General features: G+C 69.9%; 24 protein-coding genes. 13 read left to right on the top strand and 11 right to left on the bottom strand.

The genetic code is table 11. The annotated features are described in order from the left end of the window. Positions 1-38: 38 nt before the first annotated feature. The 3 genes from BcFMB_RS05790 to BcFMB_RS05780 all read right to left on the bottom strand — a co-directional run bounded on the left by BcFMB_RS05790 (position 39) and on the right by BcFMB_RS05780 (position 3,577). Positions 39-1,844 carry a sensor histidine kinase gene (locus BcFMB_RS05790; RefSeq protein WP_099721264.1) on the bottom strand — a complete coding sequence of 602 codons (1,806 nt, stop codon included), beginning with the start codon at positions 1,842-1,844 and terminating at the stop codon, positions 39-41. A 45-nt stretch (positions 1,845-1,889) separates the two neighbouring features. After that, on the bottom strand, positions 1,890-2,627 hold the full coding sequence (locus BcFMB_RS05785; RefSeq protein ID WP_099721263.1) for a response regulator transcription factor: 738 nt from the start codon (positions 2,625-2,627) through the stop codon (positions 1,890-1,892). 89 nt (positions 2,628-2,716) lie between these two features. Continuing rightward, on the bottom strand, positions 2,717-3,577 hold the full coding sequence (locus BcFMB_RS05780) for a TPM domain-containing protein (RefSeq protein WP_157775138.1): 861 nt from the start codon (positions 3,575-3,577) through the stop codon (positions 2,717-2,719). 172 nt (positions 3,578-3,749) lie between these two features. Here BcFMB_RS05780 and BcFMB_RS05775 point away from each other — a divergent pair, with 172 nt between their 5' ends. Next, positions 3,750-4,043 (top strand): WXG100 family type VII secretion target, encoded by a 294-nt coding sequence (locus tag BcFMB_RS05775; protein ID WP_024540800.1) that lies wholly within the window; start codon positions 3,750-3,752, stop codon positions 4,041-4,043. Positions 4,044-4,164: 121 nt separating this feature from the next. On the opposite strand, the gene groL is transcribed toward BcFMB_RS05775, so the two are convergent. The 3 genes from groL to BcFMB_RS05760 form a co-directional block, all read right to left on the bottom strand. Next, positions 4,165-5,778: a chaperonin GroEL gene (groL, locus tag BcFMB_RS05770; RefSeq protein ID WP_099721261.1), complete on the bottom strand. Its 1,614-nt coding sequence runs from the start codon at positions 5,776-5,778 to the stop codon at positions 4,165-4,167. Positions 5,779-6,079: 301 nt separating this feature from the next. Beyond that, positions 6,080-6,289 (bottom strand): cold-shock protein, encoded by a 210-nt coding sequence (locus BcFMB_RS05765; protein WP_024540798.1) that lies wholly within the window; start codon positions 6,287-6,289, stop codon positions 6,080-6,082. A gap of 261 nt (positions 6,290-6,550) precedes the next feature. Then, positions 6,551-7,231: a LytR C-terminal domain-containing protein gene (locus BcFMB_RS05760; protein WP_099721260.1), complete on the bottom strand. Its 681-nt coding sequence runs from the start codon at positions 7,229-7,231 to the stop codon at positions 6,551-6,553. 135 nt (positions 7,232-7,366) lie between these two features. Here BcFMB_RS05760 and BcFMB_RS05755 point away from each other — a divergent pair, with 135 nt between their 5' ends. From BcFMB_RS05755 to BcFMB_RS05700, 12 genes are all read left to right on the top strand, one after another. After that, a complete protein-coding gene (locus tag BcFMB_RS05755; RefSeq protein WP_029675414.1) occupies positions 7,367-8,068 on the top strand; it encodes a uracil-DNA glycosylase in 702 nt (233 codons plus the stop codon). 103 nt (positions 8,069-8,171) lie between these two features. Continuing rightward, the gene (locus tag BcFMB_RS05750; RefSeq protein ID WP_024540796.1) at positions 8,172-9,230 is read left to right on the top strand and encodes an AAA family ATPase; all 1,059 of its coding nucleotides are present in this window, start codon (positions 8,172-8,174) and stop codon (positions 9,228-9,230) included. After that, positions 9,227-10,204, top strand: coding sequence for a DUF58 domain-containing protein (locus BcFMB_RS05745; protein ID WP_099721259.1), 978 nt, complete (start codon positions 9,227-9,229; stop codon positions 10,202-10,204). The genes BcFMB_RS05750 and BcFMB_RS05745 overlap by 4 nt, the downstream gene beginning before the upstream one ends. Beyond that, the gene (locus BcFMB_RS05740; protein ID WP_099721258.1) at positions 10,201-10,734 is read left to right on the top strand and encodes a hypothetical protein; all 534 of its coding nucleotides are present in this window, start codon (positions 10,201-10,203) and stop codon (positions 10,732-10,734) included. Before BcFMB_RS05745 ends, BcFMB_RS05740 begins: the two co-directional genes overlap by 4 nt. A gap of 2 nt (positions 10,735-10,736) precedes the next feature. Next, positions 10,737-11,789: a vWA domain-containing protein gene (locus tag BcFMB_RS05735; RefSeq protein ID WP_099721738.1), complete on the top strand. Its 1,053-nt coding sequence runs from the start codon at positions 10,737-10,739 to the stop codon at positions 11,787-11,789. Next, positions 11,786-12,796, top strand: a complete 1,011-nt coding sequence (locus tag BcFMB_RS05730) for a vWA domain-containing protein (RefSeq protein WP_024540792.1) — start codon at positions 11,786-11,788, stop codon at positions 12,794-12,796. The genes BcFMB_RS05735 and BcFMB_RS05730 overlap by 4 nt, the downstream gene beginning before the upstream one ends. Next, complete coding sequence (locus BcFMB_RS05725; protein ID WP_024540791.1) at positions 12,793-13,395, top strand: DUF6466 family protein; 603 nt, start codon at positions 12,793-12,795, stop codon at positions 13,393-13,395. The genes BcFMB_RS05730 and BcFMB_RS05725 overlap by 4 nt, the downstream gene beginning before the upstream one ends. Positions 13,396-13,626: 231 nt before the next feature. Then, a complete protein-coding gene (locus BcFMB_RS05720; protein WP_152595921.1) occupies positions 13,627-14,004 on the top strand; it encodes a hypothetical protein in 378 nt (125 codons plus the stop codon). Further along, positions 14,001-15,572, top strand: coding sequence for a PGAP1-like alpha/beta domain-containing protein (locus BcFMB_RS05715; protein ID WP_024540789.1), 1,572 nt, complete (start codon positions 14,001-14,003; stop codon positions 15,570-15,572). Before BcFMB_RS05720 ends, BcFMB_RS05715 begins: the two co-directional genes overlap by 4 nt. 81 nt (positions 15,573-15,653) lie before the next feature. Then, the gene (purB, locus tag BcFMB_RS05710) at positions 15,654-17,096 is read left to right on the top strand and encodes an adenylosuccinate lyase (protein WP_024540788.1); all 1,443 of its coding nucleotides are present in this window, start codon (positions 15,654-15,656) and stop codon (positions 17,094-17,096) included. Positions 17,097-17,375: 279 nt separating this feature from the next. Next, a complete protein-coding gene (locus BcFMB_RS05705) occupies positions 17,376-19,847 on the top strand; it encodes a lysylphosphatidylglycerol synthase transmembrane domain-containing protein (RefSeq protein WP_099721257.1) in 2,472 nt (823 codons plus the stop codon). A gap of 161 nt (positions 19,848-20,008) precedes the next feature. Then, complete coding sequence (locus tag BcFMB_RS05700) at positions 20,009-20,290, top strand: HU family DNA-binding protein (protein ID WP_022857750.1); 282 nt, start codon at positions 20,009-20,011, stop codon at positions 20,288-20,290. Positions 20,291-20,381: 91 nt separating this feature from the next. Here BcFMB_RS05700 and BcFMB_RS05695 read toward each other — a convergent pair whose 3' ends face one another. The 5 genes from BcFMB_RS05695 to arc form a co-directional block, all read right to left on the bottom strand. Then, on the bottom strand, positions 20,382-21,872 hold the full coding sequence (locus BcFMB_RS05695) for a proteasome accessory factor PafA2 family protein (RefSeq protein WP_099721737.1): 1,491 nt from the start codon (positions 21,870-21,872) through the stop codon (positions 20,382-20,384). After that, positions 21,872-22,075 (bottom strand): ubiquitin-like protein Pup, encoded by a 204-nt coding sequence (locus BcFMB_RS05690; RefSeq protein WP_024540785.1) that lies wholly within the window; start codon positions 22,073-22,075, stop codon positions 21,872-21,874. Before BcFMB_RS05690 ends, BcFMB_RS05695 begins: the two co-directional genes overlap by 1 nt. A 110-nt stretch (positions 22,076-22,185) precedes the next feature. Continuing rightward, on the bottom strand, positions 22,186-23,109 hold the full coding sequence (locus BcFMB_RS05685; RefSeq protein WP_418214991.1) for an inositol monophosphatase family protein: 924 nt from the start codon (positions 23,107-23,109) through the stop codon (positions 22,186-22,188). 185 nt (positions 23,110-23,294) lie between these two features. Beyond that, entirely contained in the window at positions 23,295-24,926 is a 1,632-nt protein-coding gene (gene dop / locus BcFMB_RS05680; RefSeq protein ID WP_099721256.1) for a depupylase/deamidase Dop, read from the bottom strand. Continuing rightward, complete coding sequence (gene arc, locus BcFMB_RS05675; protein ID WP_099721255.1) at positions 24,923-26,563, bottom strand: proteasome ATPase; 1,641 nt, start codon at positions 26,561-26,563, stop codon at positions 24,923-24,925. Before arc ends, dop begins: the two co-directional genes overlap by 4 nt. Positions 26,564-26,611 lie beyond the last annotated feature (48 nt).

Here is a 26,611-nt window from a genome sequence, read left to right as displayed (position 1 = left end):
GCGGGGAACCTGCCCCGCGTTCTTACCAAATCTTCATTCTACTGCACGGACTGCGCATCCGTCGAGCGCCTGCGCTTCGTCTCCTTGCGCGCCTCGCCGCGGCGCTTCGCGTCCTTGGGCTGCGCGGCGTCGGAGCGCCGTTCGTCCGACTCCGTCACGCCGCCCTGCGTGAGCGGCAGGATTAGCGTCAATGTCAGGCCGCCGCCGTCGCTTTCGCCGGCGCAGATGAAGCCGTGGTGCGCGTTGACGACCGACTGCGCGATCGCCATGCCGAGCCCGGTGCCGCCCTTGAGCCTGGCGCGGGAGGAATCGGCGGTGTAGAAGCGTTCGAAGATCTTCGAGCGCGCCTCGGCGGGCACGCCCGGGCCGTGGTCAGCGAAGCGTGCGACGGCGACCGTCATGCCACGGTCCGTCGTCGTATATTCGCCGGCCGCACGCAGCACATGCGCCATCGACTCGTCGTCGGGCGGCAGCTGCGCGAGCTCGTCGGCCTCCATCGCCAGGCCGAGGACGCCGAGCGAGAGCTCGACCGGCGAATCCTGCGGCGTGTAGCGGTGGATATTGCCGACGATGTTCGTGACGACCTGCTGCAGGCGCGCGCCGTCGGCGACGATCGTGACCTTCGGCAGCGCGCCCTCGGTCATCGTCAGCGTCGGATGCGCGGGGTCGGCCATGTCGAGCCCGACGACGCCGGTGCGGATCTGGCGTTCCGGGTCGAGCGCGTGCAGGTCGCTCGCCGAGTCGGCGAGGACGGCGCCGATGTCGACGCGCTGCGTGATCGAGATGCCGCGGCCCTCGTCGAGTCGGGCGAGCGAGAGCAGGTCCTCGACGAGCACGGTCATACGGGCGCTCGACGCCTCGATGTGGTCGATCGAATCGTCGGCGCGCGCGAGCGCGTCGGCGGCGTCGCCGCTGCCGCGCTGCATCTTGTACAGTTCGGCGTAGCCGTGGATCGCGGCGAGCGGCGTGCGCAGCTCGTGGCTCGCGTCGGAGACGAAGCGCTTCATCTTGTCGGTCGTCGCCTGCTGCTGGCGGAAGCTGCGTTCAATCTGCGCGAGCATGAGGTTGAGCGAGCGCGACAGCGAGCCGATCTCGGTGCCTTCGGGCGCCGACGGGATGCGCTGCGACAGGTCGCCGTTGGCGATCTTCGCGGCCGTCTTCTCGATGCGTTTGAGCGGTTCGAGCGTGCGCTGCACGAGCAGTGCGCTGACGACGCCGCCGAGCATGACGACGGCGATGCTCACCATGACGCAGAACTTCGTCAGGTTGTCGACCATGTCGATCTGGTTGCCGAGCGACAGGCCGATGTAGATGATGCCGCGGTCGTGCTGGTTGCCGTTCGCGTCCTCGCTGATCCAGCGCAGCGCGACGACGCGCCACGGGTATTCGGCCATCGTCATCGTCGAATGGTCGGGCGTGCGCGTCGCGTGCGACGTGTCGACGATCGCCGGCGTCGTGTACGGCTTCGCGAGCTCGTGGCCGGCGAGGTCGCCGTCCATCGGCAGCCGCGGCCGTGAGACGACGCCGTCCTTGTAGACCGGCTGCAGCAGCACCGTCGACGTCTGCGTGTTCGCGTCGTAGGCCTGCACGTAGTAGCTGATCATCAGGTTCGACGCGTTCGCCTTGTCGTTGAGCAGCACCGTGTTCTTGAAGACGAGCTCCGCCTGCTGCAGCAGCTGGCTATCGGTGCGCTGCATCATGTAGTTGTTGACGAGCTGCGTGATCGCCAGCGAGATGCAGACGGTGCCCACCGACAGCAGCACGATGATCGACGCGACGAGCTTCGCGCTCAGCGAGACGTGCGCGAGCGGCCCGTTCTCCCTGCGCGCCGCCGCGTTGCCCATTCTGCCCATCGTCTGTCTTTCCTCGCCGTCCTTCGTGTCCGGCGCTCAGCTGCGCGGGACCCTGATCATGTAGCCGATGCCGCGCTTCGTCTCGATGAGCGGCTGCACCTTGTGCTTCGTGCCGTCCTCGTCGGTCACCTCGAGGTCGTCGACCTTCTTGCGCAGATAGGAGATGTACGATTCGACGATCGCCGCGTCTCCGCCCCAGTCGTACTGCCAGACGTGGTCGAGGATCTGCGCCTTCGACAGCACGCGCCCCTCGTTGTCCATCAGGTAGCGCAGCAGCTTGTATTCGGTCGGGCTCAGGTCGATCTGCTGGCCGGCGCGCGTCACGTCGTGCGAGTCCTCGTTGATCTCGAGGTCGCCGACGCGGATGATCGGGTCGTCTTCGACGTGCTCGCGCGTGCGGCGCAGGATCGCGCGGATGCGCGCGACGACCTCCTCGAGGCTGAACGGCTTGGTCACGTAGTCGTCGCCGCCGACGGTCAGTCCCATGACCTTGTCCTGCGTGTCGTCGCGCGCGGTCAGGAAGAGGACCGGCGCGTCGATGCCCTCCTGGCGGATGCGGCGCGTGACGGTGAAGCCGTCGATGTCCGGCAGCATGACGTCGAGGATGATCAGGTCCGGCTTCGTGCGTTCGATGACCTCGATCGCCTCGGATCCGGAGGCCGCGGTCTCGACCTCGTAGCCGGCGAAGTGCAGCGAGGCGACGAGGAGTTCGCGGATGGACGGTTCGTCGTCGACGACGGCGATCTTTGCTTCAGTACCTTTGCTCGCGTTCATACCGTTCATCATGGACTCGCCGACTGAAGGTTTCCTGAATGTCCGCTGTGAATTCCGTTCCGCGCCGGCTTGCCCTTGCGGCATGGCGCTCAGCCCCTGTACTTCGCGTGCGGATTGGCGGCGCCGGCCGTCCCCGTCGCGGGCGTGCCGGCGGCGGTCGCGGTGTCTGCGGTGGCCTCGACAGGCGAGTCGTCCGCGTCGGCGTCGGCGTCGCCATCCGCATCGGCGTGCGGCGCATGCTCCCCGTCACGCACGTCCCCGGCGGCGTCGGCGTCGACCTCGCGGCGGCGGCGCACGACGATGACGACACCGACGACGACGGCCGCGAGCGCGACGACGCCGATGACGGCGACGACACCGACGATGACGGCCGAATGGGATGTCGCCGTGTCCTTCTCCTTGTCGATGACGTCCATCATGTCGATCGCCGAGCGCGCCCAGTCGGGGCTTTCGCCGGTCTTGACGTCGGTGAGCGGCGCCGAGGCGGCTTCGGAGAGCGCGTCGACGCTCTGCTGGCTGCTGAGCCATTCCTCGGAATCCGGCGAGACGACGACGGCGAGGTTGCCGTCGTTCGTCGCGACGGCGAGCAGCACGGTGTTCGGCGCCGGGCCGAGCGACTGGAGCGTCTGGCGCGCCCAGTCGTCCGGCGGGTCGGTCGAGTTGAACGAGTCGACGTAGATGAGGCGCACCTGCACGCCGGTCCGCTCGCGCGTGTGCGTGATCGCGTCGGAGACCTTCGCGATGTCGTTGCCGAGCAGGTTCTGCGGGTCGAGGATGTAGCCGCTGTTGGGGTCGACGGCCGCGTCGTCGTCCGTCGTCTGCGAAGTCGTCAGCGACGGCGTCGTCTCGTCGGCGATCGCGGCCGGCGCGAAGGCGGCCATGCCCGGAGCCATGGCGAGGACGAAGGCGAGCGCGAGCGCGGCGCAGCGGCGCGCGAGCCGCGTCGTCACGCCGTCGGAGGAATGTGGATGACCGCCCCGTCCGTACACAGGGGTCGTTGCGCCTTGGTTCTCGATTCGCGTTGTCATACATTCCACAGTACCGGTCGGCGGTCACATGCCCTCCGGCGTTCCGCTCCGGCGGGACGGCAGAACACAGGACAACGACGAAAGGAACGGGATCATGCCCCAGTATCAGGTGGATTCGGAACGCATCCAGGCGTCGAGCGCGGCGGTGTGCTCGTCGGTCGCGCAGATCAGGCAGGCGGTGGGCGGCATGTATGCGAACCTCAACGCGCTGCAGGACTGCTGGCACGGCGGCGCGGCGACGCAGTTCGCGTCGCTCGCCGCGCAGTGGCGCGCCGCCCAGCAGCAGATGGAGCGTTCTCTGGAGTCGATCCAGCAGGCGCTCACGCAGGCGTCGACGGTGTACGCCGACGCCGAGCATGTGGCGGCGCGGCTCTTCGCCGCCGGCTGACGCGCCGCCGCGACACGCGGATGACGGCGAGGGGCGACGAAAAAGGTCCCGGCTCCCCATCGGGAGCCGGGACCCATGCACGGTCAGGCGACCGTGCTCATCGCATGGTCGCGGGCGTCGATCAGTAGCCCATGTCCTGGCCAGCGCCGGCGGCCGGAGCCGGTTCCGGCTTGTTCGCGACGACCGCTTCGGTCGTCAGGAACAGACCGGCGATCGACGCGGCGTTCTGCAGCGCGGAACGGGTGACCTTGACCGGGTCGGTGACGCCGGCGGCCATCAGGTTCTCATAGGTGTCGGTCGCGGCGTTGAAGCCTTCGCCCTCGGGCAGCGACAGCACCTTGTCGAGCACGACGTCGCCGGAGAGGCCGGCGTTGTCGGCGATCTGCTTGAGCGGGGCCTCGATGCCGCTGAAGACGATCGCGGCGCCGGTGGCCTCGTCGCCCTCGAGCTTGACGTCCTTCTCGGCCTTCGCGGCTGCCTGCACGAGCGCGACGCCGCCGCCGGGCACCAGGCCCTCTTCGATGGCGGCCTTCGCGTTGCGCACGGCGTCCTCGATGCGGTGCTTGCGTTCCTTGGCCTCGACCTCGGTCGCGGCGCCCACCTTGATGACGGCGACGCCGCCGGCGAGCTTGGCGAGACGCTCCTGCAGCTTCTCGCGGTCGTAGTCGGAGTCGGTGTTCTCGATCTCGGCGCGGATCTGCGCGACGCGTGCTGCGACGTCCTCCTTCGAGCCGCCGCCGGAGACGATCGTCGTCTCGTCCTTGGAGACGATGACCTTCTTCGCGGTGCCGAAGACGGACAGGTCGATCGAGTCGAGCTTGAGGCCGATCTCCTCGGAGACGACCTGACCGCCGGTGAGGATGGCCATGTCCTGCAGCATCGCCTTGCGGCGGTCGCCGAAGCCCGGGGCCTTGACGGCGCAAGACTTGAAGGTGCCGCGGATGTTGTTGAGGATGAGCGTCGGCAGCGCCTCGCCGTCGACGTCCTCGGCCACGATCAGCAGCGGCTTGCCGGTCTTCATGACGAGCTCAGCGATGTGGACGACGTCCTGCTGCGACGAGACCTTGTTCGACGTGAGCAGGATGTACGGGTCGTCGAGGACCGCGGTCTGGTCGTCGGCGTTGGTGACGAAGTACGGGGAGATGTAGCCCTTGTCGAAGCGCATGCCCTCAGTGAACTCGAGGTCGAGGCCGAAGCGGTTGTTGTCCTCGACGGTCACGACACCGTCCTGGCCGACCTTGTCGAGTGCCTCGGCGATCTTCTCGCCGACCTCCGGATCGGCGGCCGAAATCGTCGCGGTGGCGGCGATCTGGTCCTTCGTCTCGACCGGCTTGGCCGACGCGACGAGCTCCTTGACGATGGCGTCCGAGGCCTTCTCGATGCCGCGGCGCAGCGCGATCGGGTTCGAGCCGGCTACGACGTTCTTGAGGCCCTCGTGCACGAGCGACTGGGCGAGCACGGTCGCGGTGGTGGTGCCGTCACCTGCGACGTCATCGGTCTTCTTCGCGACTTCCTTGACGAGCTCGGCGCCGATGCGCTCGAACGGATCCTCGAGGTCGATCTCCTTGGCGATGGAGACGCCGTCGTTGGTGATGGTCGGCGCACCGTAGGTCTTGTCGAGCACGACGTTGCGGCCCTTCGGGCCCAGCGTCACCTTGACGGTGTCGGCGAGCTTGTCGAGACCGGCCAGCATGCCCTGGCGCGCTTCCTCATCATATTCAATGATCTTTGCCATATGTTCCTCCGCTATGGGATAGATACGTCATTACGACATCACCCGGAACATCGGAGCGGCCGCCGACCGTCAGCTTCCGGCGATCACTCCCATCGCCCGAGTGCTACATCGCAGATTAGCACTCTCGATGCCCGAGTGCCAACACGACATGCTGCACATTGCGCTGTGGGCAAGATATGGGCCGGGCGGACATGCCGGCGCGGCGGGGACGGACGGACGGATACGACAAGGCCGGACGACGTTCCCGCGGGCGGTTTCGTGCGGGTCGTGGTCCGGCCTTGATGGGCCCCGCGGCGAGGCGCTAGCGACCGATCACCGATACCTTCGTCGCGCGGAGCCCCTTCGGCGTGTCCTCCAGTTCGAATTCGACGGCGTCGCCTTCGTGCAGCGTGCGGAAGCCCTCCGACTGGATCGCCGAATAGTGGACGAAGACGTCATCGCCTCCCTCCGCCGTCGTGATGAAACCATAACCCTTGCCAGCACTGAAGAACTTGACGGTTCCCTGTGTCATTTCCCTAATTCTTTCTTTAGCCAAACCATGAAATCGCGATCGGCATGACCCGTGACCTAAAACGTCCCCAATCAACGGGAATCAGACCGTAATCGCAACTACAGTGTAGCCACCCATATGGCCCGGGACGCACCCGGCGGCCCCATGCGTCCCGAATATGGACCGAACGGGGACGAGATCGCCGGCCGGCACGGCGACGAAAGAACGGGTCCGCACACCCGAAGGCGCACGGACCCGTCCGATGGGCCGCGAAGACGGCGCTCACTGCATGAGCACGACGACGACCGGCGCACCGATGCCGGGCGCCTGTTCGACGGTGGCGATGCCGAGCGTGTTGGCGACGGCCTGCGCCGTGGCCAGATCGGCGTCATTCTGGTACCACACGACGGTCTGCCCCGGCAGCGCCATGTCTCCCGGGTTCATCGGCGTGGCGTTCGTGTAACCGTTGGCGACGAGCTTCTGCGCCTCGGTGGACGCGTATCCCTCCTGCGCGGTGCCGTTGACGACGCTGATCGCCGCCGCCTTGTTGACCTGCTGCGACTCCTCGGGCGTCGGCACCTGCGACGACTCGCTCGGCGACGCCGACTCGGAGGGCGACGCCGACGCGTCCGACGAGGCCGATTCGTTCGGCGAGGCCGACGCGTCCGCACCCGCCGAGGCCGTGGATTCGTCCTCCCCCGCCGCCTTCGTCGTCTGCGCGACCTGCGCGCTCGAGCTCGCCGACGACGAGACGCGTCCGCGCAGCAGGTTCGCCGCCTCACCGGAGAAGATGCCCCAGAACAGCACGCCGGCGGCGACGGCGGCGATGATGACGACGACGAAGGGCGTGAGCCTGACGCCCCACGGGCGCGCGCCCCGGTGCACGCCGACCGGGCCCTGGGGCGGGTCGTCGTAGGCGTCCTTCGGGTAGGAGTCGTAACCTTCGCTGTCCTTGCGAGCCATAATGGTCCTTCCGTGTCTTACGAGCGTGTGCGCGACCGGCCAAGGCGCGCGCACGACGTTCCCGCAACTCACTATAACGAACGCACTGGGCACGCCGCAACGCCACCGGCACGCGCCGCGGGTACCCTTGAAGCCATGAGCAGACCATGCAAACCGCTGAACGAATCGATCGACCCGCAATGGGCGCTCGCCCTCGCCCCCGTCGAGGCTCAGATCCACCGGATGGGCGACTTCCTGCACGAGCAGGCCGCCGAAGGCAGGCAGATCCTGCCGGACGCGCACAACATCCTGCGCGCGTTCCGTGTGCCGCCGTTGCGCGACGTCAAGGTGCTCATCGTCGGGCAGGACCCGTATCCGACGCCGGGCTACCCGGTCGGCCTGAGCTTCTCGGTGGCGCCGGACGTGCGCCCGCTGCCCAAGAGCCTGATCAACATATATAAGGAACTGCAGGACGACCTGCATGTGCCGCCGCCGCGCAACGGCGACCTGAGCCCGTGGACGCGCCAGGGCGTCATGCTGCTCAACAGGAGCCTGACCGTCGAGGCGCACCGTCCGAACAGCCATCAGGACAAGGGCTGGAGGCCGGTCACCGACGCGGCCGTCAGGGCGCTCAACGACCGCGTCGACGACGACGGCAGGCCGCTGCCGCTCGTCGCGATCCTGTGGGGACGCAACGCGCAGACGCTCGCGCCGCTGCTGACGAACGCCTTCATCATCGCCTCGGCGCATCCGAGCCCGCTGTCCGCCTCGCGCGGCTTCTTCGGCTCGCACCCGTTCTCGCGCGCGAACGCCGCGCTCGAGGCGATGGGCGCCTCCCCGATCGACTGGACGCTCTAGCGCCCCCGCGCGGGCCGTCGGCACCGGCGCCGGCGGACCGCGCTCAAGCATGGCAAGTACAATGTGCTCTCGAACCTATCCGTACTACAGAAGAGTGCATGCCATGGCCTTGTTCCAACAGCAACCACAGACGCCGCCCGCCGCCCCGCCCGCGGCCCCCAACCATCCGGCGCTGTCCGCCCAGGACGCGGCGCGTGCGCAGCAGCTCGTCGCCCGCATCCGCAACCGTTTCTCGGGCACGCTCGTCGGACAGGACAACCTGCGCGAATCGCTGATCACGACGCTCGTCGCCGGCGGCCACATCCTCATCGAATCGGTGCCGGGCCTGGCGAAGACGACGGCCGCGCAGACGCTCGCTACCTCGGTCTCCGGCACCTTCAAGCGCGTCCAGTGCACGCCCGACCTGATGCCCTCCGACCTCGTGGGCACACAGGTCTTCGACTTCTCGACGCAGCGCTTCTCGACGCAGATCGGCCCGATCCACGCGAACTTCGTGCTCCTCGACGAAATCAACCGTTCGAACGCGAAGACGCAGTCGGCGATGCTCGAGGCGATGGCCGAGGGCGCCACGACGATCGGCGGCCAGCGCATCCCGCTGCCCAAGCCGTTCATGGTCATCGCCACGCAGAACCCGATCGAGGAGGAGGGCACCTTCAACCTGCCCGAGGCGCAGATGGACCGCTTCATGATGAAGGCCGTCATGACCTATCCGACGCCCGAGCAGGAGGTCGCGATGCTCGCGATGCTCACACGCCGCGGCTCCGACACTATCGACCCGACGGCCGTGACGCCGGACGTCGTCTCGATCCCCGACGTCGAGTTCCTGCGCTCCGCGGCCCGCCGCGTCCACGTCGCCGACCCGATCATGCGGTACGCCGTCGATATCGCCGACACGTCACGCGGCGGCGGCCCGAAGCCGGTCCAGGGGCTTGCGTCGCTCGTGCGCCTCGGCGCCTCGCCGCGCGCGTCGATCGCGCTCGTGCGCATCGGCCAGGCCTCGGCGTTGATGGCCGGCCGCGACTACGTGATCCCCGAGGACCTCAAGCGCTTCGCCCATGAGGTGCTGCGCCACCGCATCCTGCTGACCTTCGAGGCGCTCGCCGACGGCGTGACCGCCGACCAGGTCGTCGACCAGATCGTCCGGGCGGTCCCGGTTCCATGATCGACGCCCGCCGACACGAAGACCCGGTGCGCCGGCGCATCGAGGCGCTGGGCACGTCGATGTCGCTGCCGACCGTCGCGCGCGCGCTCGGCGTGCTCGAGGGCGAGCACCGTTCGCCGCGGCGCGGCGGCACCGACGACCTGCTCGACGTGCGCGCCTACGAGATCGGCGACGAGGCGCGCCAGATCGACTGGAAGATCAGCGCGCGCTCCGGCCGCACGATGGTCGTGCAGCGCGAGCGCCGTGCGAGCAGCCGCGTCCACCTGCTGATGGACGCCGGCCGCGAGATGACGGCCACCTGCCCGTCGGGCGAGCATGCGTACGCCGTCGCCGCGAACGCGCTGTGCATGTTCGCGGCGCTGACGCTGCGCCGCAGCGACGACGTCTCCCTCGTCCTGGGCGACGCGTCGCGCATCACGCGCGTGCCGTTCCACGGCGGCTTCGCGCAGTTCGAACGCACGATCGACGAGGCGTCCGAGCGCTCCTGGTCGCATCCGCGCAACCTCGGCGCGCTGCTCGACTACGCGGTCCGCCTGCGCGACCGCGACGCGCTCGTCGTATTGGCGACCGCAGACGGCGCCGTCGGCGACGGCGAGCTGCGCCGCATCCGCCGCATCGCCCAGACCCATCCCTTCGTCCTCATCGACGTCGCCACCGTCAACCCCTTCGCCGCCGAGCCGGTCGCCTCACGCCGCGGCTCGCGCGTCGTCGACGGCGTCAGCGGCCGGCGGGTCCCGGCGTTCCTGACGCGCCGCGCGCTCGCCGACGAGGTCGCCACGCACCGCGCGTACCGCGTCTCGGCACTGCGCCAGGAGCTTTCGCGCGCCGGCGCCCGGCTCATCCACGCCGATTCGAGCGAGGCGATGTTCCATGACTTCGTCCGGCTGATCTCACTGAGCTGTCTGGGCTCGCCCGGCGCGCGCTCGCATCTGCGCGCCGGAGCGACGGCGCCGCGCAAGGAGGTGTCCGTATGAGCCGCCCCGTCATCGCGATGCTGCTGCTCGCCGTCGAATCCGATGAACTGACGGCCGTTCCGGCACCGCGGCTCACGACGCCGCTGTGGATCTGCGCCGGCGTCGCGCTCGCCGTCGCGGCCGTCTGCGTCGCGCTCGCGTTCATGCCGAAGCGCACGCGGCGTGCGCGCCGGCCCTCCGGCGCGCACGCCGAAGGCTCCGACAGGCGCGCCTGGCTCGCGCGCATCGACGCCGTCGTGCACGACTACGACGCGCGGAGGATCACGGCCGACGAGGCCTACGCGCGGCTCGCCGCGATCGCTCGCGCCTTCGCATCGGCGAGGACGGGACGCCCGCTCGCCACGCGCACGCTGCGCGACCTCGAACGCGAGCCGCGCGGCGGCGACGCCGGCAACTGGGACGCGCTGCGCATGACGATCGCCGCGCTCTACCCGCCCGAATTCGCCGATGGCGGCCATCCGGACGCGCGCGAGGCGTCGGTCGCGACGGCCGCCGGCTGGGTGTCCGATCTTGTGGAAAGGTGGCGCTGACGATGCTGCACTGGCAATGGCCCTGGGCGATCCCGATCGCCTTCGCCGCGGCATGCGCGATCGGCGCGCTCGCCTTCTGGCTCAACGCGCGCGGCGGCGCCGACCCGGCGGACGCCGAGGCCTGGGACGTCGACGACGGTCTCGAGACCGAGCTGGGCGCGCGGCTGGCGCGCCAATGGCGCCGGCTCAACCGCGCGGCCGCGGCGCTCGTCGCGCTCGCGCTCGCGCTCGCCTGCGTGTTCGCGGCGCGCCCGGCCCAGGTGGACGCCTCCGACGAACGCAGCGCGACGCGCGACATCGTGCTGTGCCTCGACGTCTCCGGCTCGGCGCTGCCCTACGACCGTCAGGTGATCGACACCTACCGTTCGCTCGTCGGGCATTTCCGCGGCGAACGCATCGGCATGAGCATCTTCAATTCGACGTCGCGCACCGTGTTCCCGCTCACCGACGACTACGCGATGGTCAGCCGCCAGCTCGACGAGGCGAGCGCATTGCTCGCCGGCGTCGAATCGCAGGACGACATCGACGACATGACCGACCGGCAGTACCAGCAGGTCTCCGACTGGCTCGCCGGCACGCAGAACCGCAAGAACGCGACGAGCCTGATCGGCGACGGCCTCGTCAGCTGCGCGGCGATGCTGCCCGGCTTCTCCTACGGACGCTCGTCGTCGGACATGAGCCGCGACGCGTCGATCGTCCTGGCGACCGACAACGTCGTCTCCGGCACGCCCACCTACACGCTCGACGAGGCGCTCGCGATGACGTCGAAGGCGCACATCGCCGTCGACGGCCTGTTCTCCGGCCCCGAGCAGAGCGAGGGCGACGAGGCGACGCAGCAGATGCGCACGCTCATCGAGAGGCACGGCGGCGTCTTCCTGACGCGCGCTGACGGCGATTCGGTCGACGCGCTCGTGCGTTCGATCGACGCGCGGCGCACGAAGGACGTCGAGAACGCAGGCCGCGCCGCATGGACGGACGCGCCGGGCTGGTGGACGCTCGCGCTCGCCGTGCTCGTCGGCGCATGGCTGCTCGTGGCTTGGAGGTTGAGACGATGAACGGATTCACCTTCGCGCCGGCGCTCGGATGGGTCGTCGGCTCCCTGTTCGCGGCCGTGCTCGTCGCGCTCGCCGTCGGCGTCGTCGTGCTGCATGTGCGCCGCCGTGGCGACGAGACGCTCGGCATGTGCGTCAGGCGCGCCGCGATCTGCGTGCTGCTCGCCGTGATCGCATTGACGCCGAGCGTCGCGACGACGACGACGAGCCGCGCCGTGAACGCGACCGACGTTGTCATCGCCGCCGACGTCACCGGCTCGATGGGCGTGTCCGACGCGACCTACGGCGACCGGCGCGACGTCAGCCGCCTCGACGCGGCGAAGGCGGCGATCGACGACATCACGGCGACCTACGCGAACTCGAGCTTCGCGGCCGTCAGCTTCGGCTCGTCGGGCACGCTCGACGTGCCGCTGACGCCTGACGCGGCGGCGATCGACCATTGGGCGTCGTCGCTGCGCGTCGAGCCGACGGCCGCGTCGTCGGGATCGTCGGCGGACGCGGCGATCGACCAGCTGCTGCTGACGCTCAAATCGATCCGCGACGCGCATCCCGACGACCGCATCGTGCTGTATCTGATCACCGACGGCGAGCAGACGATCCCGACGTCGCGGCGCACGTTCTCGTCGCTGCGCCGCTATCTCGACGACGCCTGCGTCATCGGCGTCGGTACCGAGGCCGGCGGCAAGGTGCCGAAGCCGGCGGCCGACGGCGCGGACGGCGGATGGGTCGTCGACCCGTCGACAGGCCAGCCGGGCGTGTCGATCATGGACCGGCGCCAGATCGAGTCGATCGCCGACGAACTGAGCGGGTCGGCGCTGTTCACCGACTCCGGCGGCACCGTCGCCTCGTCGGCGATCGCGAAGGAGTCGCGCCGGTGGCGCGCGACGACGACGGACAAGGAACGCGTGCGCGTCACGCCGGTCGTCTGGCCGCTCGTGCTCGCGCTGCTCGCCGTCATGGCCTGGGAGGCCGGCGCATGGTTCGGCCAGTCGAGGAGGCTGCTGCAATGACCGACGCATCATCCAACGCATCATCCAACGCATCATCCAAACCGGAACGCCGCGCGCGCCGTCTGCCGCTCGCCGCGCGCATCGTACTGCTCGCCGTCGCCGTCGTGGCCGTGGCCGTGGCCGTCTGGTCGCTGTGGAACGTCCACGCCGCCGACGAGAACGCCGACGCCACGGCGACGCTGACGCGCACGATCGACGAGGCGTCGAAGCCCGACGCCGACCTCAGGCGACTGCTCACGCAGCAGCGGCAGACCGACGCGCGCTACGACGCGCTGATGGCGGCGAAGGCGACGCTGCTGCCGCAGCTCGCCACGTCCGTCGAGCGCAACGCCGAGGTCTCCAGGGCGCTGACCGGGCGGATCGAGGACCGCATCGCGCAGGAAGAGCAGGACCGCCAGAACCAGAACGCCGACGGCAAACGCACGCAGGACGCCGAACGCGGCGCCGACCCGGCGCTCGACGAACAGGAACGCCGCAAGCTCGAGGAGCTGCTCAGGAACAACGAGCCGACCGCAGGCGACGACGCCACGGCGACGCAGGACGGCAAGCGCACGCAGCAGGGAGGCACGGCCGGAAACCGCGACGCCAAACCCTGGTAGCGGCGCTCCCCCGCCGGCGCCGGGCGCCGGCGGGGTGCACATCATGCGCATCACGGGCCCGACCGTATCCACAATCGGTGGATGCGGCCGGGTCCTTCCACATCCGCTGTGGATAGAGAAGGCTGTTATCCACACGCCGTGTCGTCCACATTCCGGGGCCGAGCCACCCTTCCGGTCACAACGCCCGATCCGGCTGGACACGGCGGCCGTCCCGGACGTCCAATGGGACCCATGGATACGACACAGCACATCTTGCAGATGGCCGGCCCGTCCCACGGACGCCGGCCGATACGACCGCTGGGCGGCGCGCCGACGCTGATGCCGCCCGCCACGCCGCAGCCGCTGTTCCGGGACGCCGACGGCACGGCGATGCTCGAGGCCGCGATGGCCGACTGCCACCGGATCATGCAGCGGATGGCGCGCGAATGCGCGGCGACGCTCGACGAGGCCGCCGCCTCGCTCGGCGCCGCCGCGATCGACGGCTGGCACGGCACGGCCGCCGAACTCTACCGCGAGCGCATCCGTTCGGCCGGCGCGCAGGCGCGCATCGTGCGCGCGCAGGCCGATCTCGCGCCGGCGATGCTGCTGGCGACGGGAGGTGCGCGATGACCGGACGGGTGACATCCTCGGTATACGGCGGCTCCTACGGCGTCGCCGACGACGGCGCCTACCGCGCGGCCTGGGCGCGGCTCGAGGCGGCCCGGAGCACGCTCACGGCATGCGCCGACGCTTGGACGCGCACGGCCTTCGCGCTGTCGACGCGCCAGATGGACGTGCTCGCGCGGCTGCCCGCCGTCGAGGCCGCCGGCGGCGCGGCGGCAGCCTCGGCGGCGCTGACGCACCGCATCACGCGCGCCGTCGACGCCTGCAACGACATCGGCACGATGCTGCGCCGCATCGGCGACGAATGCGGCCGCCTCGCCGACCTCGTCGCACGCGCCCACGGCCTGTACAACGCGGCCGAGTCGGGCAGCCGCAGGCTGACGTCGAAGGCCGTGCAGCTGCTGACGACGCTCAACCCGGCGGCGATGGCGGCGCTCGCCGCCGGCGTCGGCCTGTACGGGGCGTCGGTCGGCCGCGCCGTCGACGGGTCCTGCGGCGCCGCCGACGGCTCCTCCGGCATCGCCCATGCCTCGCATGCCACGGCGTGGATGCAGGAGGGGCTGATGGCCGGCATCGGCGCGCACCTCTCCGGCATCGCCGCTCTCGGCGCACCGGGCGGACTGGCCGGTCCGGGAGGCCTGTCCGCGCTCGGCTCGCTCGGCGACGACGGACGGCACGTCGCCGCGGCGGCCGGCGGCATCGCCGCGGTGAGCGCGCCGGCCAACGACCGGCTGCAGGGCGACCGTCTCGTCGTCGCATGCGTCTCGCCGCTGCCCGACGCGCGCCCGGTGGGCTACGTCGACTCCACCGCCGCGGCGCTGCACGACCTGCGCCGGCTCGGCGCCGCGAACGGCGACGGCGCGCGCACCGGCCTGTCGTACGCGACGATCGCGATCTCGCGCTATGCGCGCGAGGACGGCACGAACGCGTGGCTCGTCACGATCCCGGGCACCGACGGGCAGCCGGATTCGCCCTTCGGGTGGGAGCAGAACGTCGAACTGATGGGCGACGACGCGGTGCGGCGCGCGCGTGCGGACAGCGCGCGCTTCGTCGCCGAGGCGATGCGGCTCGCCGGCGTCGGCGCCGACGACCCGGTCGCGCTCGTCGGGCACTCGCAGGGCGGCATCGTCGCGGCGACGCTCGCGAGCGACTACGTCGACGAGTTCCGCATCGAGCACATCGTGACCGCCGGCTCGCCGATCGCGAACCATCCGGTCGGCGACGACGTGTGGGTGACGAGCGTCGAGATGGAGGACGAGCTCGTCGCCGCGCTCGACGGGGCCGCGAGCCCGCAGTCCGACCGATGGCTGACGGTGCGCGGCGCGCTCGCCGCTGACGGCGACGACGGACGGCTGCTCGCCTCGAGTCCGGTCGACATCGGCGACGGGCCGCTGCCGCTGACGCACGACCTCGCGTTCCACGAGGCCGCGTACGCGAACGCCGCGCAACTCGGCTCGCCGGCGCTCGAGCGGCACGACATGCATCTGCGCGCGACGATCGGGGGCGGCTATCAGGGCACGACGTACTGGCAGGGCCGCATCGGCGACGACACGGACGACGGGCGGCACCGGTGACGGACGCACGGACGGCGCCGGCCGTCTCATGGATGGGACGGCGGTGCCCGCGCGTTCACGGCCCTGCGTAGAGTGAGGGGCATGAAGCTTACCGACATCACCCCCGCCATCGCGCTCACTCCGCTCGATGGCCGTTACCATGCCCAGACCGCCGAACTCGTCGAATACCTCAGCGAGCCGGCCCTCAACCGCGAGCGCATGCGCGTCGAGGTCGAATGGATGATCATGCTCGCCAACGGCTACGCCGGCAACGGATGGAAGCCGATCGTCCCCGGCGTCGAGCCGCTGACCGAACAGGAGCAGGCGTTCCTGCGCGCGATTCCGGAGGAGTTCGGCGCCGAAGGCATCAAACAGCATGCGGCGCACGAGGCCGTCACGCACCATGACGTCAAGGCCGTCGAATACTACATCGACGACCAGCTCGACAAGGCCGCCGACGTGCTCGGCCACCCGACGCAGCTGACCGGACTCAAGACGCTCGTGCATTTCGCCTGCACCTCCGAGGACATCAACAACCTGTCGACGGCCCGCTGCGTCAAGAACGCCGTCGAACGTGTCTGGCTGCCGGGCATCGACGCGATCGTCGACCTGCTCGCCGAGCAGGCGGAGCGCTTCAGGGACCTGCCGCTGCTGTCGCTGACTCACGGCCAGCCGGCGACGCCGACGACGCTCGGCAAGGAGCTCGCCGTCTACGTCTACCGCCTCAACCGCCAGGTCGGCCATGTGCGCGCGCAGCAGTACCTCGGCAAGATCAACGGCGCGACCGGCACCTTCGGCGCGCATCTGGCCGCCGTCCCGGACGCCGACTGGATCGACATCTCGCGCACCTTCGTCGAGGACCGCATGGGCCTGACGTGGAACCCGCTGACGACGCAGATCGAATCGCACGACTGGCAGGCGGAGCTCTACGGCACGATGAGCCATGCGAACCGCATCATGCACAACCTGTGCGTCGACGTGTGGATGTACATCTCGCGCGGCGTGTTCGCGCAGGTGCCGGTCAAGGGCGCGACCGGATCGTCGACGATGCCGCACAAGATCAACCCGATCCGCTTCGAGAACGCCGAGGCGAACTTCGAGATCTCGTGCTCGCTGCTCGATACGCTCGCCGCGACGCTCGTCGAATCCCGCTGGCAGCGCGACCTGACCGATTCGACGACGCAGCGCAACATCGGCTCGGCGATCGGCTATTCGGTGCTCGCACTGAACAACCTGCTCGGCGGACTCAAGTCGATCCATCCGAACGAGGCCGTCATCGCGCGCGAACTCGACGAGAACTGGGAGGTGCTCGGCGAGCCGATCCAGACGGCGATGCGCGCCTGCGAGCTCGCGGGACTGCCCGGCATGGAGAAGCCCTACGAGAAGGTCAAGGAGCTGATGCGCGGGCACGAGATCGGCCAGCGCGACGTCGAGGCCTTCATCGACTCGCTCGCCTTCGACGAGGCGACCGCCGCGCGCCTCAAGGCGCTGACGCCGGCGACCTACGTCGGCGACGCCGCGAAGCTCGTCGCCTACGACCGCTGACGCGCGCAACCTTCGACCGGCCGTCGTCCGTCCGCCGCGAGATCCCCCGCATGGATCCGCCGGCGTACGGGCGGCGGCCTTCGCATATCGTGGCCGGCGCCGGACATGTGTCCGTCCGAGCCGGCGCCGTGTCCATGCCGGTGTCCATGCCGGTGTCCGAGCCGGTGTCCGCCGCCGGCGTTTTGGCAGCCGCTCCCCTAGAATGGTAGCGTTCTAAGACGGCAGGACGCGGCGGGGACGACGCCCGCCGGCGCCGTCATCCATGGGAAAAGGACGCCGATGCAAGCATCTGAACAGGAAACGCCGACGACCCGGCCGCACGGCGGCGACGTGCCGGGAACCTCCGATGTCGTCATCGCGGACAACGAGCCGCAACGCGCGCACGTCTTCTCCGACCTGATCCATGCGGCCGCCGCGCTCATCGCCGGCGTGCTCGTCATCGTGTTCGCCGTCTATCTGCGCGGCATCACGGCCGGCGTCGAAAGCGACGCGCACACGGCCGCGCGCGCCCTCGAATGGCTGCTCGACGTGCCCGCATCGTTCCTGCAGCAGCTCATCGTCGTGTACGCCGTCGTCAGCGTGCTCATCCAGCTCGTCGTCAGCCGCGAATGGCTGCGCTCGGCGTGCTCGGTCGGCGCGCTGATGCTCGGCTTCGGCGCCGTCTGGGGCGTCTCCTACCTATTGTCCTCGCAGGGTTCGGCGATCCTCGTCAACTCGCTGCTGTCGACCGGCACGCACGCCGGCACGTCGCTGCTGCCCGACTTCTACGCGGCGATCGGCGCCTTCCTGACGGTGGCGGGGCCGCGACGCATGCATTCGACCGTCAAATGGGGCTGGAACGTGCTGTTCGTCGGCGCGCTGCTGCTCGTCATCAGCTCGTGGAACTCCGTCCCCGGCGTCATCGTCTCGATCCTCATCGGCCGCATCGTCGGCCTCGTCATCCGCTTCGCGATCGGCACGCCGAACTCGGGCGCCTGGGGCGTCCACGTCGTCACGGCGCTGCGGCAGATCGGCCTCGACCCGGTCGAGCTGCGGCTGCGCGACGCCGACGACGCCCATGACGGCATCCTGCACGCATCGCTCGAGGACGACCTCGTCGAGAACTCGCGCATCTACTCGTGCCGCACGAAGGACGGCGCACGCTACGTCGTCTCCGTCCTCGACAACCAGCTGCACGTGACCGGCTACCTCAACCAGCTGTGGCAGCTCATCCGCCTAAGCGGCGTCGCCGTGCGCCACGACCGTTCCGCCGTCAGCGCGACGCACCACCATTTCGCGATGCTGCTCGGACTGCGCAACCTCGGCCTCGCCTCGATGCGCCCCTACGGCGTCGTCGATTCGGGCGAATCGTCGATCCTCGTGCTCGACCGCGACTCGGCGCTGCGCCCCGCCGACCTCGCCCACCTCGACGACGACGCCGTCGCCGGATACATGACCTATCTGCGGCGCGCGCACCGGCGCGGCTACACGCACCGGCGCATCACGACCGACGTCCTCGCCCGCACCGGCCACGGCGCGCCGGTCATCGCCGGCTGGCAGAACGGCGACGACGCAAGCTCGCCGGCCAACGTCTCGCTCGACAAGGTGCAGCTGCTCGCGCTGTGCTCGGCGCTCGTCGGCATCGAACGCACATTGCGCGTCGCGCGACGCGTCTGGGGCGACGAGACGCTCGTCAACCTGATCCCCTTCGTGCAGAAGGCCGCCGTGCCCGCCTCGACGCGCACGCTCGAAGGCTGGAGCAAGACGCTGCTCGAGGACCTGCGCAAGGCCATGGGCGCGCTCGCGCCGGAGGAGGTCTCCGAATCACTCGAACAGGTGACGCTCTCGCGCTTCAGCGCGCGCTCGTTCTTCGCGCTCGCGCTGCTCGTCGTCGCCGTCGTCGTCATCATCACGCAGATGAACCCGAGCGAGATGATCAAGGCGGCGCGCGACGCGAACATCTGGATGGCGCTCGTCGTGCTGCTGTTCAGCTTCCTCGCCTGGGTCGGCTCGGCCGTCTCGCTGGGCGGCTTCATCGACCGCGACAAGCGCCGTCCGCTCGGCATCCTGTTCTCGCAGATGGCCGCCGGCTTCACCGCCGTCTCGATGCCCGCCGGCATCGGCCCGGCCTTCGTCAACCTGCAGTTCCTGCGCAAGAGCGGCTACCGCAACACCGTCGCCACGGCGATCATGAGCGCCGTCTGGGCCGTGCAGGCCGCCGTCACCGTGCTGCTGCTCATCGTCATCGGCATCTTCACCGGCCGCAACTCGCTGTCGAGCATGGTGCCGACGAACACGTTGATCATCGTCATCGCCGCCGTCGCGCTCATCGTCTCGGTCGCGATGGCGATCCCGCCGGTGCGCAAGAAGGTGACCGACAAATACCTGCCGCTCGTCAAGTCGTATGCGCGCAGCCTGCTCGAGACGCTGACGCAGCCGGCGAAGCTCGTCGTCAGCGCGTCCGGCGGCCTGCTGCTCAACATCGCCACCGGCTTCGGCTTCTGGGCGGCGCTCGAGGCCTTCGGCTACTCGACGAACCCCTTCGAGACGACCTTCATCTTCCTGCTGGCGAACACGCTCGGCTCGGCCGTGCCGACGCCGGGCGGCCTCGGCGCCGTCGAGGCCGCGCTGTCGGTCGCGTTCACGGCCGTCGGCGTGCCGTCGACGATCGCAATCTCGGCGACGCTCGTCTACCGCCTCGGCTTCTACTGGCTGCGCATCCCGGTCGGCGCGCTCGCGATGAAATGGCTCGACAGGCACAATCTGATCTGATTTCGCCCCCGAAGGCGGCCCGAAGGGCGCCGAACGCGAAAAAAGTTCCCAAAACCCTTACGAAACGCCGCTTTCACCATATTTATGCGCTAAGATTCATTACTGAACATGTGGTTGAGACGTGCAATGGGCTCAACCCCTGAACCAAGAAGGATGCTCACATGGCATACAACAAGTCTGATCTCGTCACCAAGATCGCTCAGAAGTCCCACCTGACCAAGGCTCAGGCTGAGGCCGCCGTCAACGCATTCCAGGATGTGTTCGTCGAGGCCATGAAGTCCGGCGAAGGCCTGAAGCTGACCGGTCTGTTCTCCGCCGAGCGCGTCAAGCGCGCCGCCCGCACCGGCCGCAACCCGCGCACCGGCGAGACCATCGAGATCCCGGCGACCTACGGCGTGCGCATCTCGGCCGGCTCCCTGCTGAAGAAGGCCGTCACCGAATGATCGGCTGACCATGCCGCATCGACCGATGAAGCCCCCGACCAACGTTGGTCGGGGGCTTCATCGTATTCGTCGCCCGGTCGCATCCGCGCGTTCATACGGCCATGTCGGCGCCGGTGCCGCACGCCCCGTCGATCAGGGCGAGCAGCCTCGCGTACCGCTCGTCGCCGACGGCGTCGAAGGGGTCGAGGATCATGACGTCGTCCTTCACCGGCGCCGTGAGCCGCAGCTGCGTCCAGTCGCAGGACCATGCCACCGGCGCCGCCTCGGCATGCGCGACGAAGGCGCCGCGCAATACGGCGCGCGTGCCGGCCGGCGGCGTCGTCACGGCCCGTTCGATCCGCGCGTCGTCGCACAGCGCGCGCATCATGCCATGCCTCGTGAGCGAGGCGAACAGCGCGCCGTTGGCGATGTCGTGGTAGTCGAGGTCGAGCTGTGCGAGGCGCATCGGGTCGACGGCGCCTCGCGCGGCGAGCCGGGCCGCGAAACGGCGCTTGCACGCCCAGTCGGCGCGGTCGGCGAGCCCTGCCCCCTCGTCGTCGTAGGCGAGCGTCTCGATGCCGCGCTCCCATTCGCCGAGCACGTCGTCGAGCGTCATGAGCGGGTCGCCGTCGAGGGACGCGGCGACCTCGTCGCGGCGCATGCGCACGAAGCGCAGCACCGCGCCGAGCACGCGCCGCTGCAGCGCGAGCGGGGTCGTCGTCGTGCCGTCGGCCAGGCGCAGCGCCGCGCGCGGACCGTCGGCGTCGACGGCGAGGTTCGCCTCGACCGGGTCGGCGAGCGCGATCGATTCGAGCCCGGTCTCCTCGCCGTGCCGCGCGCCCCATTCCATCAGGCACAGCACGAGATGCGTCGTCGCGAGCTTCATCGTCGTCGCCCACTGCGAACGGTTCGAGTCGCCGATGATGACGTGCAGGCGGCGGAAGGACTCAGGGTCGGCATGCGGTTCGTCGCGCGTGTTGATCATCGGCCGCGAGCGCGTCGTCGCCGACGAGACGGTCTCGTCGACGAAGGCCGCGCGCTGCGTGACGTGCCAGCGGACGCCGTCGAAGCGGCCTGCGCCGGTGAGGATCTGGCGGGTGATCAGGAACGGCAGCAGCTGCGTCTCGATCTGGCCGAGCGCGACGCCGCGGCGCACGAGGTAGTTCTCGTGGCAGCCGAAGGAGTGGCCGGCGCTGTCCGCGTTGTTCTTGAACAGATGGATCGTCGCGCCCTGCCCGAGCGTCGCGCGCAGGCGGCGCTGCGCGTCGAGCGCCAGATCGCGCATGATGTGTTCGCCGGCGGCGTCGGCGAGCGTCGCGTCGCCGGGCGTGCGCGCCTCGGCGGTTGCGTATTCGGGGTGCGCGCCGACGTCGAGGTAGAGCCGCGAGCCGTTGGTCAGGTAGGTGTTCGTCGCGCGCACGCGTTGCATGATCGGCTGGAACATCATCATCGCGACCTGTCCGGCGTCGCAGGGCCGCGACGCGCCGGTGACGCTCAGTCCGTATTCGGTCTCGATGCCGAAGATGCGCGCGAAGTCGTCGAGATGCGCCGACGGGCGCGCGCCGACGTGGCCGCGGTTGCCGCTGTCGTGCAGCTGCGGCATCACTGGCCGCCCTTCTGCACGAATCCGCTGACGTATTCCTCGGCGTTCGTCTCGAGCACCATGCCGATGTCGTCGAGGATCGCGTCGAGGTCGTCGATCGCGGCGTCGGCGGCCGTCCTATGTGTGGTCTGCGCGCCAATCGCGGCGTCGTCCTCGTGCTGCTCGTCGTGCGCCATCGACTGGCTGTGCTGTTCCTGTGGCATCGTCGTTCCTCCCTCGTCCGGGTTTTCGTGATCCGGTTGCCACACTACTGCATCGGCTGCATCGGCTGCATCGGCCGCTCCGATCGCATCGTCATCGGCGTCGAGGCCGTCTAGCGCGCCGGCTGCGACGAGTCTGCGGCCGCACCGCCGGGCGCGTCGCCGAATGTCCCGTCGGATTCGTCGCCGGTGTCCCAGGATTCGACGAGGTAGGGCTTGAGGTCGTCGAGGATGAGGCCGTTCGTGGCGACGAGGTTGTTCTCGCTGCGCCAGTGGATCAGGTCGCCGCGCCAGTTGCTCAGCTGGCCCTGCGCCTCCCACAGCACGACGGCGCCGGCGGAGAGCGCCGGCACGTCCCATTTGTGCAGATGCGGCTCGAAGTAGGCGTCGTAGGTGCCGTCGGCGACCTTGCACAGGTCGAGCGACGACGGCCCGATGCGCTTCATGTCGGCCGGGCGGCCGGCGATGTCGCCGACGACCTTGAGCGCGTGGCGCGCCTCGTCGGACTTGAACGACATGCCGAAGCCGATGACCGAGCCGTCGAGGCTCCTCGTCGTCGACGGCATGATCTTCTCGCGCTTCTCGCCGAGCGGCGTCGCGCGCATGCGGATCGCGCCGCTGCGGCGCGCGGCGATGTAGGTCAACTGCAGCGCCGGCGCGTGCACGACGCCGAGGATCGGCTGCGCGGAGCCGAACTCGTTGAACTCGAACAGCGAGACGGTGACCGACCATTCGGCCATGTTGCGCGTGTAGTTGATGACGCCGTCGATGCCGCCGATGCACCAGTAGCGGTCCCCCGCATGCCATTCGTCGCTGCGTTCGTCCCAGCGTCCGTTGAACGGGTCCACATAGGTGAGCCTGTTGTATATGAACTGGGTGAGGCGTCCGTCCAGTTCGAGTCCATGCGAATAGTCGCGCGCCGCCGTGCTCACCTCGGTCAGGCTGCGTGGCGTCACCTGGTTGCTGAGCGCATGCTCGCCGGCGTCCTGGGCGATGCGGGCGACCTGCATCGCCAGGTCGCGCAGTTCCATCGTCATCGTGCCCGTCCTCGTTTCTCGTCGTTTCCCGTCGGTCGCTTCCTCGCGGCGCCGTCGTGGTCTCGTGTCCGCGGCGCGCGGCGGGCGACTTGGTCCCGTCTGTCCCTTCGATGCACCGGCTCCGCGATACGGCCGAAGCGCGACGGCGCAACATCAGTACAACGTTTGCATAGGTGTCGATGCCATCATACCGCATTCCGGGCGTCGCCGTCTCGCGGCCGCGGCGCCGGCGTGGCACCGAGCGCGCGCACGGCGCCCCATGCGTCGTCGGCGCCGGCGAGCACCTCGGCGCAGGCCTCCTGCGTGAAGGCGTGCGGGTCGCTCATGTCGAGCGTCCACTGCCGCCCGTCGGCGTCGTCGCGTGTCGTGACGTGCGTCCACGATACGGCGCGCAGCTGCTCGGGCCAGCGGCGCACAAGCGTTCCGCGCAGCCACGCGCGCGTGTCCGCGGGCGGCGTGTCCACGGCCTGCGCGATCTCGTCGTCGCTCGCCGTGCGCTCGGTGCGGCCGCGCAGCCGCGCATAGATCGACTCGGATTCGTCGAGGCTCGCCCAGCGCAGATCGATCGCCTGCAGCCGCGGATCGGCCAACGCCCGTTCGAGCGGCTCGTCCGGGTGCAGCCGGCGGCGCATCCGTTCGACGAGCTGCCATTTGAGCAGCCATTCAAGACGCCCCGCCTCGGCCGTAGACTGCAAACGTTCGCCATCGTCGGCGTGGCGGATGGCGGCCACGTCGAGCAGCGCCTGCTTCCACATCGCCATGACCGACCTCGTCTCGCGGTCGGGCCACACCGGCTCGCCGCGCGTGTCGGTGCCGTGGACGGCGGCGGCCGTCTCGTAGACGAGCGCGTTGAGCATGACCTGGATCTGCCATGCCGTCATCGTGCCGCCGTGCGCCAGCGCGAGCGGCTCGGCGAGCGTCAGGTCGTGCGAGACGCGGTGCATCGCGTCGACCGGGTCGGCCAGCCGCAGCTGTTCGAGCCGCGAGGCGACGTCGATGCCGGCCTCGTCGGCGTGTTCAAGCGTCCACAGCAGCATGCTCGTCGTGCCGAGCTTGAGCACGCGCGGCACGTCCATGCGGTTCGCGTCGCCGACGATGACGTGCAGCCGGCGCATGTCCGCCGGCGCGTGCGCCTCGTCGCGCGTGTTGACGATCGGCCGGTCGAAGGTCGTCTGCAGCGCGACGTTCATATGGAAGTAGTCGGCGCGCTGGCTCAGCTGGTAGCCAGCCCGCTCGCCGCGCTCGCCCAGGCCGATCCTGCCCGAGCCGACGTACTGCTGGCGGGTGACGAAATGCGCCGTCATCATCGCGGCCGTCGCGTCGAAGGGCACGTCGCGGCGCATCAGGTAGTTCTCGTGCGAGCCCCAGCTCGCGCCCTTGCCGTCCACGTTGTTGCGGTAGAGCCGCAACGTGCCGTCGTCGAGCCCTTCGGCGTTCGCGTGCTCGGCGGCGCGGCGCATCAGCACGTCGCCGGCCGTGTCGTAGGCGACGGCCGTGAACGGGTCGCAGGTCTCCGGCGACGAGTATTCCGGATGTGCATGGTCCACGTAGAGCCGGCCGCCGTTGTCGGCGAGCACGTTCGTGATCTGCCGCTGCGGCTCGTCGGTGAGCATCTCCGGGCGTGCCGCGGCGCGTTCGAGCCGCCGGCCGCGCATGTCGTTGACCGGGTCCTCCTGCCGGTAGTCCCAGCGGATCCGGCGCGCGTCGCCGTCCGCTCCGGCGCCCAAGATGACGTCGAAGGACCACCGCACCGGATTGCCCCGATCCGCCATGACCGCGTACTCCGTCTCGGTGCCGACCACCCTCCTGACGCTCATGCCCCTGTCCTTTCCGGCCGGCGCGTGCGATACGCCGCGTCCGCCTCGTTGCCGTCGCCGTCGTCGATGCCGTCGGCGCGCCGCAGCTCGACGACGCGGCCGTCGCCGAGCGCGTTGACCTTCGCCCACTGCGCGGCGTCGACGTCGGCGAGCGTGTCCCGCACCGAACGGTATTCGTCGTCGACGGCCGCCGCGACCATCGCCGCGTCGAGCGCGACCGGTTCGCCGCCGCCGACGCTCGCCTTGACGGCGGCCGTCTTGGCGCGGTCGACGATGTTGCGCAGCATCGCGCCGGAGACGACGTCGGCGAGTGCGATCGCGCGGCTCGAGCCGTCGTCGAGGACGGCGCGGCCGAGCCTGCGCGCGCCGTCGCGCCGGTAGACGTCGTCGACGAGCATATGCGCGAGCGCGGCGGCGTCGACGCCGTCGGCGTATGGCAACCGCGGCGTCAGGTAGCGCGCCACGATCGCGAGCGCGGCGTCCCTGTCCGGACGGTCGACGCGGATCTTGACGTCGAGCCTGCCCGGACGCAGCACGGCCGGGTCGATCATGTCGACGCGGTTCGACGCGCCGATGACGATGACGTTGTCGAGCCGTTCGACGCCGTCGAGTTCGGCGAGGAACTGCGGCACGATCGTCGTCTCGACGTCCGACGAGACGCCCGAGCCGCGCGTGCGCAGCAGCGCGTCCATCTCGTCGATGAAGACGATGACGGTCTGCCCGGCGGCGGCGCGTTCGCGCGCGCGGTCGAACAGCAGGCGGATGAGCCGTTCCGACTCGCCGACGTATTTGTTGAGCAGCTCCGGCCCCTTGACGGCGAGGAAGACGCCGCGCGCGCCCTCGCCGGCGAGTTCGTGCGCGATCGCCTTCGCGATGAGCGTCTTGCCGTTGCCGGGCGGCCCGTACAGCAGCACGCCCTTCGGCGGCGTCAACCCGTAGGCCGCATACAGGCCGCGGTGTTCGAACGGCAGCTGCACGGCGTCGCGGATGCGCGCGATCTGGGCATCGAGTCCGCCGATGTCGCCGAAGGAGACGTCCGGCGTCTCCTCGAGCAGCAGCTGCGCCGTCTCCTCGCGCGGCACCGTCGCGACGGCGAAGTGGTTCGACGGGTCGACGACGACGCGGTCGGCGCAGGTCAGCCGCGCGTCGCGCAGGTCGCGGGCGCGGCGCACGAGACGGCGGTCGCCGGAGGCGTCGACGACGATGAGCCGGCCGTCGTCGAGCACGTCGTCGACGGCGCGCACGGCGCCGACGCCTTCGGCGGTCGCCGTCGCGACGACGACGAGGTTCTCGTCGAGCAACAATGTCATGCCCGCCTCGAGGCGCGCGGCGTCGACCTGCGCGGCCACCGGCACGACCATGCGGCGCGCGCCGTGCATCACCTCGACGCTCGCGTGGCGCACGCCGTGCCCGTCGATGCGGCTGTCGTGCAGCCGCAGCATCGTCGCGAAGCCCAGCGGCGGGCGCGTGAACTGCTCGAGCTGCGACTTCGCCTTGGCGAGTTCGTCGGTCGCGCGCCGCAGGGCGGCCGCGAGTGCATGGTTCTTCGCCTGTAACCGGTCGGCGTGCGCGGCGAGATCCGCATGGGTTTCGGGGGAATCGGCCGAAGGAGCGGCTGAGGCATCAAAGCCGGCCATGGCATCGCCGGCAACGTCTGGTTCGTGCATCTCCACCTCGTCATGCGC

It is taken from the genome of Bifidobacterium choerinum, from assembly GCF_002761235.1.
In the GTDB taxonomy this organism is placed as follows: Bacteria; Actinomycetota; Actinomycetes; order Actinomycetales; family Bifidobacteriaceae; genus Bifidobacterium; species Bifidobacterium choerinum.
This window is presented reverse-complemented; position numbering and strand designations above follow the sequence as displayed.

Bases quoted from the DNA above. Each gene is read 5' to 3' on its own strand.
- BcFMB_RS05790 (WP_099721264.1), bottom strand. From the start codon at position 1,844: ATGGGCAACGCGGCGGCGCGCAGGGAGAACGGGCCGCTCGCGCACGTC.
- BcFMB_RS05785 (WP_099721263.1), bottom strand. From the start codon at position 2,627: ATGAACGCGAGCAAAGGTACTGAAGCAAAGATCGCCGTCGTCGACGAC.
- BcFMB_RS05775 (WP_024540800.1), top strand. From the start codon at position 3,750: ATGCCCCAGTATCAGGTGGATTCGGAACGCATCCAGGCGTCGAGCGCG.
- groL (WP_099721261.1), bottom strand. From the start codon at position 5,778: ATGGCAAAGATCATTGAATATGATGAGGAAGCGCGCCAGGGCATGCTG.
- BcFMB_RS05765 (WP_024540798.1), bottom strand. From the start codon at position 6,289: ATGACACAGGGAACCGTCAAGTTCTTCAGTGCTGGCAAGGGTTATGGT.
- BcFMB_RS05760 (WP_099721260.1), bottom strand. From the start codon at position 7,231: ATGGCTCGCAAGGACAGCGAAGGTTACGACTCCTACCCGAAGGACGCC.
- BcFMB_RS05755 (WP_029675414.1), top strand. From the start codon at position 7,367: ATGAGCAGACCATGCAAACCGCTGAACGAATCGATCGACCCGCAATGG.
- BcFMB_RS05750 (WP_024540796.1), top strand. From the start codon at position 8,172: ATGGCCTTGTTCCAACAGCAACCACAGACGCCGCCCGCCGCCCCGCCC.
- BcFMB_RS05745 (WP_099721259.1), top strand. From the start codon at position 9,227: ATGATCGACGCCCGCCGACACGAAGACCCGGTGCGCCGGCGCATCGAG.
- BcFMB_RS05740 (WP_099721258.1), top strand. From the start codon at position 10,201: ATGAGCCGCCCCGTCATCGCGATGCTGCTGCTCGCCGTCGAATCCGAT.
- BcFMB_RS05735 (WP_099721738.1), top strand. From the start codon at position 10,737: ATGCTGCACTGGCAATGGCCCTGGGCGATCCCGATCGCCTTCGCCGCG.
- BcFMB_RS05730 (WP_024540792.1), top strand. From the start codon at position 11,786: ATGAACGGATTCACCTTCGCGCCGGCGCTCGGATGGGTCGTCGGCTCC.
- BcFMB_RS05725 (WP_024540791.1), top strand. From the start codon at position 12,793: ATGACCGACGCATCATCCAACGCATCATCCAACGCATCATCCAAACCG.
- BcFMB_RS05720 (WP_152595921.1), top strand. From the start codon at position 13,627: ATGGATACGACACAGCACATCTTGCAGATGGCCGGCCCGTCCCACGGA.
- BcFMB_RS05715 (WP_024540789.1), top strand. From the start codon at position 14,001: ATGACCGGACGGGTGACATCCTCGGTATACGGCGGCTCCTACGGCGTC.
- purB (WP_024540788.1), top strand. From the start codon at position 15,654: ATGAAGCTTACCGACATCACCCCCGCCATCGCGCTCACTCCGCTCGAT.
- BcFMB_RS05705 (WP_099721257.1), top strand. From the start codon at position 17,376: ATGCAAGCATCTGAACAGGAAACGCCGACGACCCGGCCGCACGGCGGC.
- BcFMB_RS05700 (WP_022857750.1), top strand. From the start codon at position 20,009: ATGGCATACAACAAGTCTGATCTCGTCACCAAGATCGCTCAGAAGTCC.
- BcFMB_RS05695 (WP_099721737.1), bottom strand. From the start codon at position 21,872: ATGCCGCAGCTGCACGACAGCGGCAACCGCGGCCACGTCGGCGCGCGC.
- BcFMB_RS05690 (WP_024540785.1), bottom strand. From the start codon at position 22,075: ATGCCACAGGAACAGCACAGCCAGTCGATGGCGCACGACGAGCAGCAC.
- BcFMB_RS05685 (WP_418214991.1), bottom strand. From the start codon at position 23,109: ATGACGATGGAACTGCGCGACCTGGCGATGCAGGTCGCCCGCATCGCC.
- dop (WP_099721256.1), bottom strand. From the start codon at position 24,926: ATGAGCGTCAGGAGGGTGGTCGGCACCGAGACGGAGTACGCGGTCATG.
- arc (WP_099721255.1), bottom strand. From the start codon at position 26,563: ATGGCCGGCTTTGATGCCTCAGCCGCTCCTTCGGCCGATTCCCCCGAA.